This is a genomic window from Shewanella sp. HL-SH2, from assembly GCF_051164935.1.
In the GTDB taxonomy this organism is placed as follows: Bacteria; Pseudomonadota; Gammaproteobacteria; order Enterobacterales; family Shewanellaceae; genus Shewanella; species Shewanella glacialimarina.
Map to the genome: position 1 here is coordinate 921,839 of NZ_CP195035.1, position 20,198 is coordinate 942,036.

Annotated in this window: 21 protein-coding genes; 12 read left to right on the forward strand and 9 right to left on the reverse strand. The window is 39.4% G+C overall.

What is annotated here, in order from left to right; genetic code table 11:
- Nucleotides 1-77 precede the first annotated feature (77 nt).
- A complete protein-coding gene (locus tag ACRWP9_RS03980; protein WP_434927972.1) occupies nucleotides 78-494 on the reverse strand; it encodes a hypothetical protein in 417 nt (138 codons plus the stop codon).
- Nucleotides 495-590: 96 nt separating this feature from the next.
- The gene (locus tag ACRWP9_RS03985; protein WP_434927973.1) at nucleotides 591-1,958 is read right to left on the reverse strand and encodes an MATE family efflux transporter; all 1,368 of its coding nucleotides are present in this window, start codon (nucleotides 1,956-1,958) and stop codon (nucleotides 591-593) included.
- 207 nt (nucleotides 1,959-2,165) lie between these two features.
- Here ACRWP9_RS03985 and ACRWP9_RS03990 point away from each other — a divergent pair, with 207 nt between their 5' ends.
- From ACRWP9_RS03990 to ACRWP9_RS04000, 3 genes are all read left to right on the forward strand, one after another.
- A complete protein-coding gene (locus tag ACRWP9_RS03990) occupies nucleotides 2,166-2,456 on the forward strand; it encodes a co-chaperone GroES (RefSeq protein ID WP_011639076.1) in 291 nt (96 codons plus the stop codon).
- Between the two features lie 56 nt (nucleotides 2,457-2,512).
- Nucleotides 2,513-4,150 (forward strand): chaperonin GroEL, encoded by a 1,638-nt coding sequence (gene groL, locus ACRWP9_RS03995; protein WP_434927975.1) that lies wholly within the window; start codon nucleotides 2,513-2,515, stop codon nucleotides 4,148-4,150.
- 373 nt (nucleotides 4,151-4,523) lie between these two features.
- Complete coding sequence (locus ACRWP9_RS04000) at nucleotides 4,524-5,165, forward strand: hypothetical protein (protein ID WP_434927976.1); 642 nt, start codon at nucleotides 4,524-4,526, stop codon at nucleotides 5,163-5,165.
- A 191-nt stretch (nucleotides 5,166-5,356) separates the two neighbouring features.
- Here ACRWP9_RS04000 and ACRWP9_RS04005 read toward each other — a convergent pair whose 3' ends face one another.
- The 4 genes from ACRWP9_RS04005 to ACRWP9_RS04020 form a co-directional block, all read right to left on the reverse strand.
- Entirely contained in the window at nucleotides 5,357-6,283 is a 927-nt protein-coding gene (locus tag ACRWP9_RS04005; protein ID WP_434927977.1) for a hypothetical protein, read from the reverse strand.
- Between the two features lie 11 nt (nucleotides 6,284-6,294).
- Nucleotides 6,295-6,858, reverse strand: coding sequence for a recombinase family protein (locus ACRWP9_RS04010; RefSeq protein WP_434927979.1), 564 nt, complete (start codon nucleotides 6,856-6,858; stop codon nucleotides 6,295-6,297).
- Between the two features lie 229 nt (nucleotides 6,859-7,087).
- Nucleotides 7,088-7,690: a hypothetical protein gene (locus ACRWP9_RS04015; RefSeq protein WP_434927981.1), complete on the reverse strand. Its 603-nt coding sequence runs from the start codon at nucleotides 7,688-7,690 to the stop codon at nucleotides 7,088-7,090.
- A gap of 286 nt (nucleotides 7,691-7,976) precedes the next feature.
- Nucleotides 7,977-9,281 (reverse strand): tyrosine-type recombinase/integrase, encoded by a 1,305-nt coding sequence (locus ACRWP9_RS04020; RefSeq protein ID WP_434927982.1) that lies wholly within the window; start codon nucleotides 9,279-9,281, stop codon nucleotides 7,977-7,979.
- Nucleotides 9,282-9,759: 478 nt separating this feature from the next.
- Here ACRWP9_RS04020 and ACRWP9_RS04025 point away from each other — a divergent pair, with 478 nt between their 5' ends.
- Genes ACRWP9_RS04025 through ACRWP9_RS04035 form a run of 3 tightly spaced genes read left to right on the forward strand, consistent with a single transcriptional unit; the run spans nucleotide 9,760 to nucleotide 11,253 of the window.
- On the forward strand, nucleotides 9,760-10,617 hold the full coding sequence (locus tag ACRWP9_RS04025; protein ID WP_434927984.1) for a hypothetical protein: 858 nt from the start codon (nucleotides 9,760-9,762) through the stop codon (nucleotides 10,615-10,617).
- Between the two features lie 22 nt (nucleotides 10,618-10,639).
- Nucleotides 10,640-10,885, forward strand: coding sequence for a hypothetical protein (locus ACRWP9_RS04030; RefSeq protein WP_434927986.1), 246 nt, complete (start codon nucleotides 10,640-10,642; stop codon nucleotides 10,883-10,885).
- Complete coding sequence (locus ACRWP9_RS04035) at nucleotides 10,882-11,253, forward strand: hypothetical protein (RefSeq protein ID WP_434927988.1); 372 nt, start codon at nucleotides 10,882-10,884, stop codon at nucleotides 11,251-11,253. The genes ACRWP9_RS04030 and ACRWP9_RS04035 overlap by 4 nt, the downstream gene beginning before the upstream one ends.
- A gap of 125 nt (nucleotides 11,254-11,378) precedes the next feature.
- On the opposite strand, the gene ACRWP9_RS04040 is transcribed toward ACRWP9_RS04035, so the two are convergent.
- Complete coding sequence (locus tag ACRWP9_RS04040) at nucleotides 11,379-12,434, reverse strand: nuclease-related domain-containing protein (RefSeq protein WP_434927989.1); 1,056 nt, start codon at nucleotides 12,432-12,434, stop codon at nucleotides 11,379-11,381.
- Between the two features lie 239 nt (nucleotides 12,435-12,673).
- Between ACRWP9_RS04040 and ACRWP9_RS04045 the strand changes: the two genes are divergently transcribed.
- Nucleotides 12,674-12,910 carry a helix-turn-helix transcriptional regulator gene (locus tag ACRWP9_RS04045; protein WP_434927990.1) on the forward strand — a complete coding sequence of 79 codons (237 nt, stop codon included), beginning with the start codon at nucleotides 12,674-12,676 and terminating at the stop codon, nucleotides 12,908-12,910.
- Between the two features lie 64 nt (nucleotides 12,911-12,974).
- Here the strand turns inward: ACRWP9_RS04045 and ACRWP9_RS04050 are convergent, their stop codons facing one another.
- Entirely contained in the window at nucleotides 12,975-13,463 is a 489-nt protein-coding gene (locus tag ACRWP9_RS04050; protein WP_434927991.1) for a TIGR00645 family protein, read from the reverse strand.
- A 334-nt stretch (nucleotides 13,464-13,797) separates the two neighbouring features.
- On the opposite strand from ACRWP9_RS04050, the gene ACRWP9_RS04055 reads away from it, so the two are divergent.
- From ACRWP9_RS04055 to ACRWP9_RS04075, 5 genes are all read left to right on the forward strand, one after another.
- Nucleotides 13,798-14,235 carry a hypothetical protein gene (locus ACRWP9_RS04055; RefSeq protein ID WP_434927993.1) on the forward strand — a complete coding sequence of 146 codons (438 nt, stop codon included), beginning with the start codon at nucleotides 13,798-13,800 and terminating at the stop codon, nucleotides 14,233-14,235.
- 767 nt (nucleotides 14,236-15,002) lie between these two features.
- Nucleotides 15,003-15,407, forward strand: coding sequence for a hypothetical protein (locus tag ACRWP9_RS04060; RefSeq protein WP_226411636.1), 405 nt, complete (start codon nucleotides 15,003-15,005; stop codon nucleotides 15,405-15,407).
- Nucleotides 15,408-15,738: 331 nt separating this feature from the next.
- Nucleotides 15,739-16,869 (forward strand): FIST signal transduction protein, encoded by a 1,131-nt coding sequence (locus tag ACRWP9_RS04065; RefSeq protein WP_434927995.1) that lies wholly within the window; start codon nucleotides 15,739-15,741, stop codon nucleotides 16,867-16,869.
- Between the two features lie 11 nt (nucleotides 16,870-16,880).
- Complete coding sequence (locus tag ACRWP9_RS04070; protein WP_434927996.1) at nucleotides 16,881-18,758, forward strand: putative bifunctional diguanylate cyclase/phosphodiesterase; 1,878 nt, start codon at nucleotides 16,881-16,883, stop codon at nucleotides 18,756-18,758.
- Between the two features lie 160 nt (nucleotides 18,759-18,918).
- A complete protein-coding gene (locus tag ACRWP9_RS04075; RefSeq protein ID WP_434927997.1) occupies nucleotides 18,919-19,671 on the forward strand; it encodes a class I SAM-dependent DNA methyltransferase in 753 nt (250 codons plus the stop codon).
- Nucleotides 19,672-19,839: 168 nt separating this feature from the next.
- Here ACRWP9_RS04075 and ACRWP9_RS04080 read toward each other — a convergent pair whose 3' ends face one another.
- The gene (locus tag ACRWP9_RS04080; RefSeq protein ID WP_434927998.1) at nucleotides 19,840-20,112 is read right to left on the reverse strand and encodes a DNA polymerase III subunit epsilon; all 273 of its coding nucleotides are present in this window, start codon (nucleotides 20,110-20,112) and stop codon (nucleotides 19,840-19,842) included.
- Between the last annotated feature and the right edge of the window lie 86 nt (nucleotides 20,113-20,198).

Sequence of the window (20,198 nt, forward strand, 5' to 3'; positions counted from 1 at the left end):
ATTCTTTATTTAATATTAACCCAGCTTATCGCTGGGTTTTTAGTGACCGATTATTATGCAGCGCTTATACAGCATAGCTATTTATCGCTTCTATTTTTACCGCTAATCTTTTTATCATCAGTCTTTGTACCAGCAAGATAGGCAGTCACAATGCTGGTTAACCAATTAGCGACAAAAATCCAGGTGATCCAGGCGGCGACTTGCGCAGCATCACCTTCGGGCGCTTGGGTTATTTGGGCGTAAATTGCACTGTATTCTAATGGAACTTCGCCAGCTAAAATTTTCTCTGATATCACCTGCGCCCGCTCAATGGCAAAGTTCATTAATACCAGCACACACCCCAGCGATACTGCCATAAAACCCATGCCTTGCCATTTATTACCCAGCCACATTTGGCCACTGCCCGGCATAATAAATGCTGACATCAGAGCCGCTTTAAATGGGCGCTTTATACCTGAGGATTGATCCGTTTGTGGGGTGTTTTGAATCGTCATAGTATGCCTATGCAGTAGTGTAGAAAATGAGTCGATGACATTAGTCGATAACATTTAGTCGATAACATTTAGTCGATAACATTTAGTCGATAACACTTAGTCTATAATAATGGGAGTCGAGCGTGTCTGTTGATTTGGCTCAGTAATTTTGGTTGCCAATATATAACAGGCTATCCCCATTAGGGTGTTTGTTACAGGTAGCGCCAACATCAAGCCTTTAACCCCACCAATGTACGAGCATAACGCGGCTAAGGGAAGCATTAACAACATTAAACGGCATAAATTAATCACCAAAGAGCTCATTGGACGATGATACGCATTTAAGCTGGTGGCAAAAATAATCACTATGCCCAGCGGACCATATGCCGCTGGCAACGCCATAATATAAAAAGTCAGCCAATCAATAACCACAGGGTCGTTAGAGAATTGCTGTGCAATGGGATAGGCAAAAAAATACATCGGAATATACAACAGGGTTTGAAATACCAAGATAAACTGCAACGATTTAAGTAACGCTGCTTTGGCACGAACATGCTGTCCAGCGCCTAAATTTTGCGCAATAAAGGGCATTAAACTTGATGACAAAGCCATTACCACCAGCAGCAATACCGACTCTAAGCGCATTCCCGCGCCAAATGCCGCTACACCTGCATGGTCTATACGGGCTATCATGGCCATCAAAATACCATTGGCAATGGGGTTAATTAAATTCATTAATGCCGCTGGGCGAGCAATATGCGCTAGGGCGCGCCAATTGGTGACCATACGGCTGCGGACTAAGCTGGCACTATGTAATAACTTACGTTTAAATATCAGCAATCGGCCCGCAAGCAACAGCGCAATAATCCAAGATAATGTGGTAGCAATGGCAGCCCCTTGCACTTCTAAGCGTGGAAAAGGCCCTAAACCAAATATTAATAAGGGATCTAGCACCAAGTTGACAATAGCCGCCAACATCATAATTTTAGCAGGAGAGCGAGTATCGCCAGTGGCGCGTAATGCTTGATTGCCCACCATCAGAACCACCAAAGCTGGTGCACCCAAATACCACCACATCATATAGTCATGAATGTAAGGCATACTGCGATCATTCGCGCCCAGCAAGGTGAATAATGGCTCAATCAGTAAGCCACCCATTAGGCACAATAAAGTGATAATCGCAGAGGTTAATACTAAGGTATCGAATAAAAAAACTTTAGCTTGTTCTGCATGGCCAGAGCCAATAAAACGGCCTAAATTGGTGGATACACCGGCACCTATGCCGATACCGATACTGACAATCACTAAGGTTACCGGAAAAGTAAAACTGACCGCCGCTAAGGCTTCTGTACCTAGCTGGCTAATGAAATAGATGTCCACCAAGCTGCCACCCAGAATGGTGAGAATACCAATCAGGTTAGGCAGGGTCATGTTAAACAGAACACGACCAATTGGTGCACTAAGCAACCCGTGTTTATCTTTCATGGTGACATCGCTTTGTAATGAAGGATGCGAATTCTATCAGGGTTTGCATAGCTTTAATAAAACAGACTTAAAAATTCTGTAGTTTTTTTATTGTTAGCCCTTGGAAGTGTGATGGATCACCCCCATATATCAACCATCAAAGGGTAAAAGCCTTTTCCATCAAAACCGCCTCGATATTGGGCATAAAATCATTAGGAGAGTTCATAGATGAATATTCGTCCATTACATGACCGTGTTATCGTTAAACGTTTAGAAGTTGAATCTAAATCTGCAGGTGGCATCGTGCTTACCGGTAGCGCTGCTGAAAAGTCAACTCGCGGTAAAATCCTTGCTGTAGGCAACGGTCGTATCTCAGAAAATGGCACAGTGACTCCGCTTGACGTTAAAGTGGGTGATGTTGTGATCTTCAATGAAGGTTATGGCGTTAAAAAAGAAAAAATTGACGGTGAAGAAGTGTTAATCCTGTCAGAAGCAGATCTAATGGCTGTTGTAGGCTAAGCCTCCAGTATTATTAGACTTTCTACTTCAAAACTCATTTAAAGGAACATCAGAACATGGCAGCAAAAGAAGTATTATTTGGTAACGATGCACGCGTAAAAATGCTTGCAGGCGTTAACATTTTAGCTAACGCAGTTAAAGTAACCTTAGGCCCTAAAGGTCGTAACGTTGTTTTAGATAAAAGCTTTGGCTCACCAGTCATCACCAAAGATGGTGTGTCAGTGGCAAAAGAAATCGAACTAACAGATAAGTTCGAAAACATGGGCGCGCAAATGGTTAAAGAAGTTGCTTCTAAAGCCAATGATGCAGCCGGTGACGGTACCACTACTGCAACAGTATTAGCACAAGCTATTGTTGTTGAAGGCCTAAAAGCAGTTGCAGCGGGTATGAACCCAATGGATCTTAAGCGCGGTATCGACAAAGCGGTTATTGCAGCCGTTGCTGAGCTTAAACTACTTTCTCAAGAATGTTCAGACACTAAAGCGATTGCTCAAGTTGGTACTATCTCTGCTAACTCTGACGAGTCAATCGGCGACATCATTGCAACCGCAATGGAGAAAGTCGGTAAAGAAGGCGTTATTACGGTTGAAGAAGGCCAAGCGCTTGAAAACGAATTAGACGTTGTTGAAGGTATGCAGTTTGACCGTGGTTACTTATCACCATACTTCATCAACAAGCCAGAAACTGGCAGCGTTGAATTAGACAGCCCATATATTTTGTTAGTAGACAAAAAAGTGTCTAACATCCGTGAATTATTGCCAATTCTTGAAGGTCTAGCTAAAACCGGTAAGCCATTATTAATGGTTGCAGAAGACGTTGAAGGCGAAGCATTAGCCACATTAGTGGTAAACAACATGCGTGGCATCGTTAAAGTGGCTGCTGTTAAAGCACCTGGTTTTGGCGACCGTCGTAAAGCAATGTTACAAGACGTAGCCATTCTAACTGGCGGTACAGTTATCGCAGAAGAAATCGGTCTAGAGCTTGAAAAAGCGACCCTAGAAGATTTAGGTACAGCTAAGCGCGTTATCATCACTAAAGATAACACTACCATTATCGATGGTAATGGCGATCAAACGCAAATTGCTGGCCGTGTAAGCCAAATCAAACAACAAATTGAAGAATCAACTTCAGACTACGACAAAGAAAAACTTCAAGAGCGTATGGCTAAATTAGCTGGCGGTGTTGCAGTAATTAAAGTTGGCGCAGCAACAGAAGTTGAAATGAAAGAGAAAAAAGCCCGTGTTGAAGATGCATTACATGCAACTCGCGCAGCGGTAGAAGAAGGCGTAGTAGCAGGCGGCGGTGTAGCCCTTGTTCGCGTAGCAAGCAAAATTAAAGATGTTGAAGTATTGAACGAAGACCAAAAACACGGTGTGGTAATCGCACTACGTGCTATGGAAGCGCCTTTACGTCAAATCGCAACTAACGCTGGTCAAGAAGCATCAGTTGTGGCTAACACTGTTAAAAACGGCACAGGTAACTTCGGTTATAACGCCGGTAACGACACTTACGGTGACATGTTAGAAATGGGTATTCTAGACCCAACTAAAGTAACTCGTAGTGCATTACAGTTCGCCGCATCTATTGCTGGTTTGATGATCACAACAGAAGCGATGATTGCTGAAGTACCACAGGATTCTGCGCCAGATATGGGCGGAATGGGTGGTATGGGCGGTATGGGCGGCATGATGTAACTATTGCCCATGACCTAACAGTCATATAAAACAATAAGTTAAGGCTACCGTGTTGACACCAATGTTGACCCCTACGGTAGCCTTTTTGTTTGTGGGTGGCAAGTAGAATAGCCATTAAGAGTGGGCTCTCAAGAGTCCAACTAAACTGTTAATAAAATGATAGCTTAGCTGTAGGGGGGATGTTCGGGGGTATACAGATGGTCTTGCGATTACAATGCGCCATGCTGTTTAAGCTGTATGTGTGTTATAAAAGTTGGTTTTTCCACTTTAAGTACCGTTGTAATCTAATTCTGCTTAAGCAAAATATTGAGTTATTATTTTATTATTTCAGCAACCTACGAACATTATTTTGATAGGTGCTAATGGAGATATCATGAAATCAAGAAGTTTAAAAACAATTCACGATTTAATCGTTAGTGATTACAGTATTACGCCTTCAGGTATGGGTAAGTTTATTCATTCTTTTAAACCAGCAACAACAGATACCAGATATCAATTCGAAGCAAGTGGGACGCCTGAGCTAGTAGAAGGGGAGCGTTACAATATTGGTTTTTATGTTGACGATGCAGGTAATAAAATTATTGATACATCGTGCCTATCTAAAAATACTGAAATTAATCCAATGATTAGTTATTTGTATGCTAATCAATTAGCTAAAAGTAGGCATGTTATTAACAAAGGGAAAAATGATGCTCGTGTTCAGCATATTGCTAAAGACGGCTACTATTGGGGTAAAAAGTATGCATGGAGGGAGTTTGGCTTAGTTATATCAAAAGATGCGTTTTATGCTTACCTAAAGGAGATTAACCACCCTAGAGTTGATTGCATAACAAATAATCCTGATATGGGGTTTATGAATGAGCCCTCTACAGCATACAAAGAAGAAGGCTTAGCAGATGCCATAAATGCTTTAATAGCATCAGCGGAAAAGAAAACTAAAGTACGCTATAAATCACCTCTATATTCAAAGCAATTTGTCATCAAAGGTATTGAAGCTATTACGGATAAGAAGTAACAAAATATCTTTGTACTTGCCTCTATCTACCACAATATATAAAAATACTAACTGAATCAGCTTATAGGTTCATGATGGTAATAAACCTGTTGTGTACACCCTAAGTTTCCCCAAGGTGTACACACGTGTACAGTTACTTGTAAATCTCCTGTAGGCCCCGTTGAGTAAGGGTTTTGGTTCTCAATGTGATTCTAGAAACCATAACTTTCAATGTCATCAACAACAAATGATTCATCACCTTCTACGGAGCCTGCTTGCTCTAGCCACTTATTTCGTTGAGATATTGTGATACCTAACCCAGCACCCCTTACGGCCTTTCTTAAGCCTTCTCTAAAAATGTCTTCACGGTATCTCTCAACGAGGCGGCTCATATCAACAGCAGCCTCCTTAATCTTCATTTGTTGCCATTCGTCACTATCTTTATCTGGAGTTGTATCTCTACCATTAACAGCATCAGAAAGAGGTCTAGCTTTAGGGAACCCTTTAGAATCCCAAGCACTGTTTGGCAATAGATACTTATGCTCAAGCCCCTCTGTAAGCTGTCTAATAAAGTCATCTAAGTTGATTAACTCACCACCAGCAAAACTAGCAAGTGCATCCTTACAGGCCTTAAGTCCATGTGCAATATGGCTAGCATGGCCTTGACTGCAGCCTACTTTATTTCTAATTTGTGAGACGGTTAGGTCAAACTCACCATTCACAATCAACGTTCTAAACTTAGATTGGTATTCTTCATCTTTAGTGACACCCACACCATGACCTTGATTGGCCTGCTGCGCGGTAGTAAAGGCTTCTTGGTAAGTACGATTCTTAATGACTAAAGCATCAATCATTAGGTCTGAATCAGGATTCTCTTTAAGGTACTTCAAGCAAGCACCAGTTCGATGGAAGCCATCAACCACGTAGTAAGTATCATTAACTATGAATACGGTAATAGCCTGTTTAATGGGCACACCGTTACGGAGGTCTTCAAGTATCGCTTTGTCTTGTGCTTCTTGCTTGATCTCTTGGGCTGACCGTAGTCGTTTATCTTTGATTAATTCAACATCACGGGCTTGCATTGCGGGTTCAAGAGTAAGAGTTCTAGGGTCTAACTTGGTAAATTTACTATCTTGCATGTACTGATTCATTAAGTCTTCTCTAAGGCTGCTAAAGCCCTTTGTACGGTTGATAGTGATACACCTACTTCCTTGGCTACCTTCCTCAATGAAACACCTTGTGAGCGTAACTCAATGATCCGCTGGTGGTTCAATTCATTGGAAGTCCTACCTTTGTACTTACCAGCAGTTTTAGCCTTCTCAATGCCTTCCTGACGCCTCTCTTGGATCATGGCTAGTTCAAACTGAGCAACAGCACCAAGCATATTAAGCATTAGCTCTGACATATGGTCATTGCCACCAGCATTAAAGCTAAGACCTTCTTTATGAAACTTGACGGTAATGCCTTGGTTATTCCAATCGTTGATAAGCTGCTTCAAATCAATCAAGTTACGAGCAAGGCGGTCAATGCTATGCACATGAATAGTGTCATCGCTCCTGACGTAGTCTTTAAGCTCGGTTAAGGCTGGTCGTTTGGTTGAGCCACCACTACATTTATCGATGAAGGTTTTATCGAAGGTAATCCCAGACTCACTAAGTTGACGGTCAGTGTTCTGGTCTACTGTGGAGACTCGAAGGTAAGCGATGTGTGCCACTGGGTGTATCCGTTTGGTTCCAAGAGGTCACGGATAATATTGTGTTCATTATAATAAATCAACCCTAGTGGGTACTGTTTGGTTGTGATTTGACCATACCTGTATGGGTATACCTAATGGGTACGTGAATTCTTCCACGGGCTTAGAGTTTTAATTCTTATGTAGGGCTACTTCTATTCATAGCCATAAATACTTTAATCTCTCCTGTATGTAAACGGTTGACTTAAATCTAGCTTTTAACTACCCAGTCAATTGCTGATTTTGCTTGATCCTTAATAGAGGGATAAACCAAGCTGGCAACAATTGAAGAAAGTATGCCAACAAAAAAGCTAATCAGTAAGCTAATAAACTGAACAGATACATCATCATTGTTAATGTCATCTAGAGTTTTTTTAAGGCTAATAATTTCTTCACCTTGGAGTGTTTTAATGGTATCCAATTTTTTCTTAAGTTCACGAAAGGTTACCCCGTCATCATCCATCTTGGCCTTTAAGTCAACCCAAGCTTCATATTGAGCATCAATTTCTCTAGTAGTTAAATTAATAAGGGCTACTGTTTTTGTGATCGTAGAACGTATGTCTTTGAGCGGTAAAGATTCAATGTCATTAATCATTAAATTCATCTTATCAGAGTGCTCTTGTAACTTAGTTAAACTGTTTGGCGTACGGGTAACTAGCATAAGGTTTGTGCTGGTGACATTTTCCATACCCATAGTGACAACCGCAGCTCGATAGCCTAGTAAGCCGAAAACGCCTAAGATAATTAAAACAAGAACTATTACCCTTTTCTGAGTAATCACCATTCTTTGTGCAGGGATTAGTTGGCTGTTCATTACGCAGTCCTGATGAGAGGATTAATTGATCAATAAAACTACTTTACCACTTTATCAAAGTCAAAGTAAGTAATTGTATTTCTGGGTCTTATTGGTAAAAGTGTGCTTAGTGTAAAGGTGGTGTTTCGTAGGGGTAAGAGATACTAGATGAGAGCTGACTCACAAACTAGATATTTCAAAGTTTAGTACTTAATAAAACTTAACAGTAGTTACTTTAATCACTGAAGGGGCTAGTGAATAAAATTTAACGTTATTCTAGCTCTTCAGTGTTTAGTATGACTATATTCTACTTATTAAGCCAATCCCGCTTAATTATATCAACACCCTTTTCTACGGCCTCTTTTAGGTTATACAGTTCATCAGCTTTAGCGTAGTAACCATACGTCATAGTTTTACCGCCTTCATGTCCTACAATAAATGCAGCTGTCCGCTCTTTAATATCTGCCCTATTGAAAGCAGTGCTCATGTGAACCCGAAAACTATGAAAACATTTAGAGCTATCTGTGCTTATCTCAGCGATTTTGAATCGGCTAAAATCTCGACTCGCTTTCTTTCCCTGAACTCCAAATAAGAGGTCTTCAGGTTCAACAGTTTTAAGTCGTTTATTTACTATAGGTATAAGATCATTACATAAAGGCACAGTTCTTTGAGCATTTCCATTTTTACCAGTTTGGACAAAAAAGGCCATTAGGTCATCTTCAATGTATACATCTTTAGCTCTAAGGTTACATATTTCACCAATACGCATTCCAGTAAATAAACCTACTTTAGTAATATCGCCCATAGTGTTGTTCTGGGCATTAGCCCACAGCCATATCTTTTGAACCTCACTTTTACTAAATAATTGTTTTTTAATAGTTTTGCTTGTTTTATAAGGCGCAAGACTATGATCGGAAAATGGACAGGAACGAGACTCAATAAGACCAATCTGCCAAGCATGTTTATAGAGTGAGCGTAATCTGCTGAGATTCCCTGAAACAGTACTGACACAATAATCTTCAATCGTTTGTTCAATGTAATTCAGCACATCTTTACGGTGGATTGATTCGAGCTCAACATCAAAATGACCACAATGTTTCAAGAATCTATCCGTAGTGGATTTCATCTTCGATATAGTATCTTTATTTTTACGTGAATTACGTTCAAGCCATGAGTGCAGTGACTCTCGCAAGGTTGGTCTATAACCTTCAGGAATAATACCCGTTTCAACTGAATGAGAGGCCGCTAATTGAGCTTTAGGGAAGGTTTCAGTATCAAGAATATCTTCAGTCGATAATTGATAGTACGCTTCACCACGGTTGCCTCTAGCTTCTTGTTTTGCTTCTTTAAGCGTATCAACAAAGGCTAGAAAAGCACCCCTTTCATGACTGTAAGTTGACTCTTTCTGTGCTGCAATTTCACCCACGATTCTATCTCTACGGATTCTAGCTGTCTTAATGCAAGATGTACCAAGTGTGCGGGTTATGTATGTCTTGTAAGGGTAGAGGTGTGCTAAAGCTTTGGGGACTCTCATATTAAACTGATATGTGTCTTTACCTTTCTTTTTAACGATGTACTTGTCTTGCAATGTAGACCCCTTTGTTGACCGCAATGTTGACCCCTATGATACCTGAAAGCCTTTGTTTCAGACACATACAGGGTTTAAAGCTGATTTGGGTGGCATGATGTAATCTAACTGGTTAAAATCAGTTATAGCGGCGTTACTTTGCCACTCACGTAGAAAAACACTACGCTTCGTGACAAAAAGCCTTGCTCTAAGCTGATTTTTCCTGCGTTAGATGCATTGTCGTTCTAAAGCCTAAAAGCTCAAAGCCAAACGTCTTGTAAAAGAGTTCTTGGTAAATAGATGAAAGCCCCGATACTTAACAGAATCGGGGCTTTTTGTTTTTTCGATAAATGTTGATAGTGAGTAATTATAAGAATAAAGTATCGCTTGTTCTGTTTTTAGCACTCATAAAAGTGCAAGTGTATGAGTTGATATTAGATAATAAAAGATGTTTTATTTAGATAAAAAAGCATCAAATCAATCGTGATTGACAATAAAAAAGACCATCAGGGATTTAATAATTATGGATAATAAGAGTAAATATGCCTTTCAAATTTCTTACGATACACTTGAAACTGCTAATCATACTATTGATGCTGAAAAGCTAGGTGAAGCTATTGTCAGCATGTCTAAAGTATTAAAAAATGCTAATAAATTAATCAATGGTGAAGAATCAGAATTGAGCCTCGAAGTTAAAGCTCATACCGAAGGCTCATTTGTGGTTGAGTTTGTTTCTTATCTTTCTAGTGTAGGCGTAAACCCTATGTCCATTCTTGGGTTTATGGGGACTACTGGTGCAGGTGTAACCGTAATTAGTGCTTTAAAGCAACTTAAGTCTAGAAAAATTAGGATAGTTGAACAATCTAGTGACGGTATGTCTGTGTTGAAACTGAGTGACGACACAGATTTAACACTACCTTCTCAAGTTGCTGAGTTAGTTGCAAACAAGCATGTTCGTGATAGTTTAGATACTATTATCAAAGCCCCTTTAGAAGGATCTACTGCCGCTAAGTTTGTTATTAAAGACGATCAAGGAGCTGAAGTTAATATTATCACCGATGAAGAAGCTAAAGACTTTAAAACCATAGCGCAAAACGTCGTTGAAGAAGTTACTGAGGTTACTGAAAGAAAAGAAGTTTATTTTACAAAGGTTAATTTTGAAAGTTCAACAGGCTGGCAAGTCCGCTTACCAGATGATTCCTTAGTTGCAGTTGCCATGAAAGATGAAGCATTTAAAGAACGAGTAAATAAACGAGATGAGAAATTTTCAAAAACTGCGTTATTTTCTGTAAGATTAAAAACTATCAAAACACATCGTTATGGTACATCTCCTACTTATAAACGGGAGTTATTAGAAGTAGTAAGACAACGCGGTAATTAAAAATGACGTATAGAGAAGCGAAATGACTGAATATGAGGCATACATCAAATTAATCATGATGTTAGGTTTAGTTCTTTCTATGCCTTTTTTTTATCGTGTTTGTTTTTTGCTTGGAAAAATATTTATTTTAAAGTTTTTCCCACCAAAATACTTAACGATTGAAGTAAAGCGTTTAGATGGTTCAGTTGAACTAACCAAAGTAAAAATATCAGATAACGAAGCGCTTGTGGATGCTCTCCTGCACTCGACTGGGAGGCAGCTATCATGACTGATACCAATGCGACTAAATTGCCGTATGCTTCTTTAGCTGCAGCCTCTCTTTCTTCGTTCGCAGTTGGTGCAGTTCAGCTATTTTTCCCAGATGATGCAGCTACAAGAGGTATTTTGTCCTCAGGGGTTCCGCTCTGTGTCGGCGCGATTGTGTATATTGCGCATTGGTGCTTTATTCGTTGGGGCTTAAAGCCTATTGCAGTGATGAGAAGCGAGACAAATTTAGATGACTTAATTCAGTTCTATGAACAGCAGATTTCTAGAGCACAGCAAGCTAACCGAGAAACCACTACACTTGAGGCTAAATTAACCGACTCTATTATCGCAAGAGGTAAGCTCTTTGAAGATGAAGCTAGTCGAAAATAGTAGATTACTTCGTCAATAAGTAAAGAAAATAACGCAATTTAATTGCGTTATTTTCTATTAGTCTGTAGTTGCGAGATTTAATCACCAAATTACTAAAAGTAAGGTCAAAGTACACTTTCTACCATCTAAATAACCTGCTTTTCAAACCCACAATCTACACAATTCAATGTGTAGGTTTCTTTGCGCTTGGTGACTTTAGTATTTTTACTCATGCATTGTGGACAGGCTTGTTTCATTGGTGTGTTTTTGCTGCATTGATTGCAGTTGATGTAGTAACCGAATTTGCCATACATAGGTGTGTATTGTGTTGATTCACCGCAATATTTACAGCTTAGTATCGGGTGTTGGTCTGGCGCTAATGCGTCAATCGCTACTGATGCAAGTATTGCGGCATTAGATTGAGCTAGATGATGAGTGGGCGCTGATGCTGGTTTAGGCCCTTGCTCAAGCTCTGGTTTTAGTTCTGGCGTATTTGATATAGGTTGAATTTGTTTTAGTTGAACTTGAGCAGTGTCAACTTGCTGAATATTTGAGTTGATGTGTTGGTTAATAAGAAATTGGCTGACTGTATTGAGTTCTTGTTGGCTAAAGTCTGGTCGGGTGTCTGCGACGCTGACCAAGCGGAGCAATTTGTGTTTAAGATTCATGATATTTTTGAGTTCATCGACCAAAAATTCAGTTTTGAAAAGCTTGTCTGAAATCTCTTTGGGCATGGTTTTTCGGTCGATCACCGCATTACTGGATACCGCACATAAATGGTGCCAACAGCGTCCATTGAAACCTTGCTGCTTTATACCCAGTAACTTGCTTAATATGTCACTCTTATGGTGTTTCAACATTTCTTTTAGCAAGGCTTGTTGCAGCTCAACTTGCTTGATGGGTGAAGACATACCTGACCATTGGCTGTTATAGCTGCGTGTCCATTCGCCTTGGTTGTTGACTTTAACGTGACCCTTTATGCTTTTGGATTCAATTAGCACGAAGCCATAGGTATATACGATCAAGTGATCGATTTGAGCCGTTTCATCATTAAAGCTGAATTTGAAGTCGTTGATGACCAGCACTTCAGGATTGTCTTTAAATGCACGGCGTAAGAAAAAGGCCACATCCTGTTCTTGTTTTTGGCCCGCAATTGTTTGCGGCGTTTTGGTCATTTGTAGTGTTTTAGTTTTAAGAATCATTTACCAACAGCATCCATTCATAACTTGATAATAATCAAGCTCATAATATCTATGATGCAGGTAAAAAAGCCAGTGTTAATTTTAAAAGCAGGGGGCAATCGATTCGATAGTGTAACAAGTAACACTTCTAACTCGTTTAGCTACTTAGATAATGTAAAAGTGTACAATGTTACACCTTTTGTTGTGGTAATAGGGTAAATCACAATAAAGTGTAGCAAAGTACACTTTGGACTAACGTTATGACATCTGCACTCAATCAACAATCCTTGGGTTTACTCATTAAAGAAACCAGAAACAAAGCGGCACTGACTCAAGATGTGGCGGCGATGCTTTGTGGCGTGACCAAAAAGACTTTGATCCGTGTTGAGAAAGGCGAAGATGTTTATATCTCGACAGTGTTCAAAATTCTTAATGGATTGGGGATTAGCATTTTGGCGGCACAACATAGTGACGTTGATTCTAAGGGCAGGTACTAATCGATAGTAAATAAAAAGCCCTGATGCTGTTATGTATCAGGGCTTTTTATTTGGAGATGGATGGTTATTTCCGGGTAATCTTATCCAAATATCCCATAGCAAAAGCCGATAACACAAAAGTGATGTGGATGAGTAGATACCACATGATTTTGTCGTTCTCGATATTTTCGGCATTCATAAAGACTTTAAGTAGGTGAATAGATGAGATTGCCACAATCGAGGCGGCCACCTTGTTTTTAAGCGAACCTGAATCCATCTTGCCAAGCCAGTTCAGTTTTTCACTGTCTTCACCGACGTCCAGCTGTGAAACGAAGTTCTCGTAGCCTGAAAACATCACCATGATGAGCAGACCACCGACCAACGTAATATCTATCAGTGATAGGGTTACCAGTATTAAATCGACTTCAGCCATTTTGAAGATATTGGGTATGATATGAAAGATCTCCTGGAAGAACTTTATGCCTAAAGCAAATAAGACTAGGCTTAATCCCAGATAAATCGGCGCCATTATCCAGCGCGATGCATACATCAGTTTTTCAAACACTTTTTCCATAAAAAACTTAACCCTTCAGATAAAATACGCTAGAAATCAATCGAGCTAACTATTTTTGAATAATAACATAATGAACCTTAACTGTGCTTGCATATAGTAACAAGCTTGATGACGTCTCGTGAGTAAGTATTGCTGTAGTAATCTGTTTCAATGTTTGATATTCACAATATAAGTTACTTGATGTAGTCGGTAGGCTTTTAGTATTAAACTCAAGTGGATGCGATACTTTTTTCAATGAATTTATCGTTATTTTGAGAATGATCAATCTCTAGTTTTTCAAGGTTTAAGTGCCAAGGTCGATATAAATATTATTCAGCTTTGGAAGGGGCAACCATTGAATATTTCAGGCTTAAATTCACCGAGTTCAATTATAGATAATCTGCAAAATCGGCAATTACGAGTACAGCCTACTATTAAGCCGTTGGGTATAACGCTTGCTCAGCCAGCGAATACTGAAGATAAGGTCTCTATTTCAAATGAAGGGCAGAAAAAATTGTCGGCGGAATTAGGTTCGGCGATGGATAAAAATGTAATTATTTCTGGTGGTTCGAAGTCCGCTGACGGTGATAAGGTCGATACGCGCACTGAACTAGAAAAGAAGATTGAAAAGTTAAAAGAAGACATAAAAGAGCTTCAAGCACAACGTAGGGAGTTGATGGGTGATAATTCGGAAGAAGCCGAGTTGCAGCGAAAACACTTAGATCAGCAAATCACTATGCTCAACACACAACTGATGACCCTGTTTAAAATGCAAAAAAACGAAAATAGATAGGTTTCTGTATAGTCGCTGTTAGTTTACATTTTACAGAAAATTATTTACAGGCTCATGCGACTAACCCGCTTTTACGATATTTCATCCGCTTTTTTAGCCTGATTTAAGTTTTCATCTACTTTGAATGATGTGGTCTTGCATCATGTGGTCCAAGTATCAAAACAGTCAGCCTCAATATTGATAAAAATTTTGCTAAGGCAAGATTACAAAACACTAACCTGTCTTCGGATTAAAATGCCTACATCCTCTTTTGTGAGTAATAGTGAATCAATAATCATCTTTTCAATATGATGGTCTAACACTTGAAACACCCAATTGAGCCCTTGTTTACTATGATGTTAAAGTGATGATGTTCAAATAGAGTTGAGACATTTTCACAGCTGAGTTCCTTCATTTAAAGCTGATAGGGAAATAGTGGATATTTGCATAGCGTGCGTCAGCTTAAATAAGGCATGATTGAGTCAAACAAAGTTTAGCTCAGCCTAAAATGCAGTTAGCCAGTTTTTATGCAAGATTGTCCAATTTACTCAGCACTATAATGATACGCAAATTTAACTATTTCTATTAGATAACTATTTCTATTAGATAATCAGCTAAGGGCTAAATTTCAACGGTAAGTGTAATAACCTCAGTACTTATATCTTTAACGAGTCATGCTTTCTGTTAACAACATTTAGTAGTAATTTTTAATCTAGGCCTCAGGTTAAGTCGCTACACTGAATGACTTAATTATGTATTTCAACCTCTTAAAATCGAGATCTATTATCATGGATACACATACTGCAAATATGCCACGTAAAATGCCTTGGGTTGCGATAAGTGTCATTGCATCTGTAGTGCTGCTGCTTGGGCTATTACTGATGGTGATGCCCAAAGGGTTTAAAACCACCCACGAGCAAATCGGTACAGGTAAGCCTTCGGTAGTATTTGTCTATGATGCTAACCTTGTTGCGAGTACCACCCAGACTGAGCAGATGAATGAAGCCCGAGCACATCTTGGCGATAACGTTTACTTTCTTCTGGCCAGAGCGGGTACTCCTGAAGGTGATCAACTTATTGCTAAGCATGGTGCTAGACCGGCTGAGTTATTACTGTTTGACGCAGCAGGAAGCTTAACTAAAAGGCAGCTTGCGGTGGTAGATGCTAACGAGCTTATGTTGTGGGTACGTTAGTTATTTATAGGACTGTTTGAATTTGCGTCTATGAGTGTAGATTTTAGTGTTTAAAGATTTATAAACTTTTTGTTTTATTTTTCTAATTAGGGTCAATCGCAGCCTTACTTAGCTAAGTTGATCAGAATTTATCATCCAGATGTTGAATACTAAAAAGCCTCGACACTAAAAGTTTCGGGGCTTTTTGCCTTTTGGCGGTGTAAGTGCATGGATGTTAGCGCGACTATTAACAAGCTGACTCATTTGTGTAGCACGATTTATTTGCGGTTATTGCTTGCGGTAACGTTTTAAGCTACAACTTAGTTATAACTTCTTATCGATATGTGACTAAATGTACGTTTTTCAGACAATATATCAAAATAACCATTGGGATAAACCGTTACTGCAAAATGCAGCTATTAATTTGGTGTTGGTATTTGGTTCGCCTGAGCTTATGTTAGACAATAAGCTTAATGGTGAGCTAGCAAGTGCTTTTCCAAACGCGCAAATCGTAGGCTGTAGTACTAGCGGTGAAATTCAAGATGATTGTCTATATGACAACAGTGTATGCGTTACAGCGATTGATTTTGAGCATACTCAGGTGCAAGTTGTCAGCAGTTCGATAAATCAATTTGAACATTGTGCTGAATTAGCAAAGCAGTTGATCGATCAATTAAGCTTTGATGGGTTAAAACATGTTTTTGTTATTTCTGATGGTCATTTAGTTAATGGTTCTGAACTGGTTGATGGTTTACAGCAGCACCTGCCTAAAGGTGTCATGGCTACGGGAGGCTTAGCCGGTGATGGTGAGCGTTTTAGTCAAACCACGGTATGGCATAATCAGCAAATAGAAAGCGGACTTATTGTGCTGGTAGGGCTTTATGGTGAAAGGTTATCTGTTGGTTTTGGTAGTCTAGGAGGCTGGCGTCCATTTGGGCCTAAACGGGTGATTACTCAGTCGACAGACAATGTGCTTTTTGAACTCGATGGACGGCCAGCTCTTGATTTATATAAAGAGTTTTTGGGTGAGTTTTCTGCCGGCTTGCCTGCTTCTGCACTACTCTATCCGTTAGCACTACAACTCAATGGTGAGCAAGAAACTGTGGTTCGCACTATATTATCCATTGATGAACTGCAAAAAAGTATGTTGTTTGCAGGTAATATGCCCACAGGCGCGACATGTCAGTTAATGCATTCTAATTATGAAGATTTACTTGATGGTGCACAGCTTGCCGCAGAGGATGCTGTCTCTTCCTTTGGGGGAACACAGCCTGAGTTGGCTATTTTAATTAGTTGTGTTGGCCGTAGACTTGTTTTACAGCAAAGGGTTGAAGAGGAGTTGGAAATCATTAAGCAAGGCTTACCCAGCCAGTGTACTATTTCTGGATTTTACTCCTATGGTGAAATATCGCCTATTAAGTCTATTGGTCGGTGTGGTTTACATAATCAGACTATGGCTGTCACATTATTTTCTGAGACATAGTGATATTAACAATGCATAAATTGCTATTGCGTCAGCTCAAACGTAACCAAAAAGATGAATTGTTTATTTCAAAAAATGACATTTTTTTAAATTCAATATCAGATGCTTATGCTCAAAATGAGCAAAGTGTAAAAATGTTAGAGCGTTCTTTATTCCTTATTTCCAACGAGTTGAACGAGCGTAACCAAACACTAAATGATCAGTTAGCAAAGATGAAACTGGTTCAAGATAAGCTTGAGCACTCCATTGGTTTATTAAATGCGACGGTTAATTCGACCGGTGAGATTTTGTTTGTTTATGGATTAAATGGCGAACTATTATCATTTAATACCATGGGGCAGGATTTTTTTGACGATATAGGCTTTAAACCTGTATCGCATTGGGAAGAGTTTCTTAGCATTATCAAAGATAAACAACATATGTTATCTATTATTGATCGTCTTCAACATGACCCATTTCAATATTTAACTGGCACAATAGAGTTACTCGATAACCGTTTTTTTGATTACCGGTCTTTACCTCAGATACAAGAGAAGCAAATTTATGGCCGAGTGTGGTGCTTTCGCGATGTGACAGTGCAAAAGCAGTACGAGGCTACTATTGAATATCATGCTTTTCATGATGCACTGACTGGCTTACCTAATCGTGCATTATTATTGGATAGAATTAGCCATTCTATTGCGACGAGTAAAAGAGAAAATAAAAAGTTAGCGGTGTTATTTTTAGATTTAGATGACTTTAAAAAAATCAACGATACAGAAGGCCATGATGCAGGCGACTTGCTGCTAAAAGAAGTGGTTCGACGACTTCAGACACGCTTACGAGAATTTGATACTTTGTCCCGCCAAGGTGGTGATGAGTTTATTATTGTATTAGAAAAAATAGAGTCAGAAATGACGGTAAAACAGGTTTGCCAAGATTTATTAGCATTGATTAAACAACCTTTTACTATTGGTTCTCGTCAATTTATTGTGACCTCAAGTATTGGGATTTCACTATTCCCTAATGATGATGACAATGCCAACTCGCTGATCCGTAAAGCGGATTTAGCTATGTATGAGTCAAAATCACTGGGTAAAAACAGCTTTCATTTTTACAGTCAGGCACTTGAAAAAGAGGCATTAACTCAGCTTGCCGTTGAGCAAGCACTTCGCCAGGCCATCGAAGATCAGAGCTTACATTTAGTTTATCAACCCAAAGTTGATTTAAACACTATGAAAGTGGTTAGTGTTGAAGCGTTATGCCGTTGGACGCAGCAAGATGGCGTTGTGATCCCGCCCGATGTTTTTATTCCCATAGCAGAACAAACTGGGCTGATTATTGATATCGGTTGCTTAGTAATTTCTAAAGCCTGCTTACAGTTAGCTAAGTGGCGAGATGCAAACATTACAGCGCTGGCTATTTCAATTAATCTAAGCTGCTTAGAATTTCAAAACGAAGCGCTAATAACACATTTAATAGATACCTTAACCCATTATAAATTAGAGGGTAAATATCTTATTATTGAATTAACCGAATCGATTTTTATGGAAGATAAATTCAGTGTAAAAGAAATTATGTTACGGCTTAATCAATATGGGATTACTTTTGCACTTGATGATTTCGGCAAAGGTTATTCATCATTTAGCTACTTACAATTTTTGCCGTTGCATTATCTCAAAATAGATAAAGCATTCTTACAAGATGTTGAGAGCAGCAGCTCATCGGCAGCGATAGCTAAAACTATTATCGACATAGGGCATAACCTAGGCTTAAAAGTTATCGCAGAGGGGGTGGAAGACCAATTTATGCTTGATTACGTTAAGGCTTATAAATGCGATTTAGCCCAAGGTTTTTATTTGCACAAGCCCATGCTGCCAGAGGCGATAGAAACCTTATATCTCGGCTGATCTGATTGAGTAAAGGTGGGATTGAGTAGTGCTAGAGCATAAGGTATTGAAACTTATTCAGTGGTGAGTCGTTAGTGCTTATTGATTAGTTATTTCTCAATCGCACTATTTGATATATGATGCGCCACCCTAAATTTACCAACCTCGTCGATTCTATTTTATGTCTACCAATGCCCTCTATACCGATTTGTCCGGTTACTATGATTTGATGTGCTGTGACATTAATTACCAACAACAAACTAATAGCGTAGCGCGCTTACATCAGTTTTTGGGTAACAGCGGCAAACAACATTTAGACTTGGCCTGTGGCACTGGGCCACATGTTAGGCATTTCATCGATTTAGGGTTTCAAAGCAGTGGCCTGGATATCAATCAACCTATGCTCGACATTGCTATGCGTCGTTGTCCTGAAGCGCAGTTTAGTTTGCAAAATATGACTGAGTTTTACGTTGAACAAAAACTTGATCTGATCACCTGTTTTTTGTACTCCATTCATTATTCTCCAGGAACCGAGGCGCTTAAAGCCTGCATTGCAAGCGTACATAAGGCATTAAATACTGGTGGCCTGTTTTGTTTTAACTCAGTTGATAAGCATAAAATCCATAACAAGGCGTTAGTGAAACATAGTGCGGAATTTGACGGCAGCCAGTTTGTGTTTGAATCGGGTTGGCATTACAGCGGTGTAGGTGAGATGCAAGCACTCAATTTAAGCATCGCCAAAACTCAATCTGGTGCAACGCAGTTATGGCAAGACTCCCATGCGATGGTGGCCACCAGTTTTACTGAAATCGAAGCCTTGTTAAGTCCGTATTTCGAGGTGCAAATATTTGAACACGATTACGACAAAATCATCCCGTGGGATTTGGAATCAGGCAACGCCTTGTTTGTGTGTGTTAAGCGAGAGATTAAATAGTTAAGGTTTTTTAGCGTCATTGCGGTAATAATTTCGAGCTGAAATATCCCTGTTAACTTTTGTGATTGTATCGCAGGGTAAATGTTGAGATTTTTGCGGTGTGATTAGATCGACTTATTAGAACATAGGCCATTATGCATCATTAATGATAATGGCCATTTATAAGGTTTACTCTTCAGTAAATGCCGCTTCAACCTTTTCTAATTCTTGCTGGTTTTTAAGCTCGGTTTGTTGCTGTTTTTTAATGCTGACTTCTTCTACTAGTGCAGCTTGTCTTTGTTTAAGGCTGTGTTTTTCATCTTTGGTTAGAAACTTAAATGCCTTTTCATTGGCAAGCGCATATGCCACCACATCTTCACCCTTTACTCTGCGCTCATCCACACGTTTTGAAAAACGATCGTTATCTCGAGCTTTACGCTCTTCGGCATTTAACTTGCTCATATTTTGTATCCTCTGAGTTATTCACGGTAGCATTGTTCTAGGTTCAGTTAGACAAATGAGAGCGGTAATACATTTATAAAGCTGAT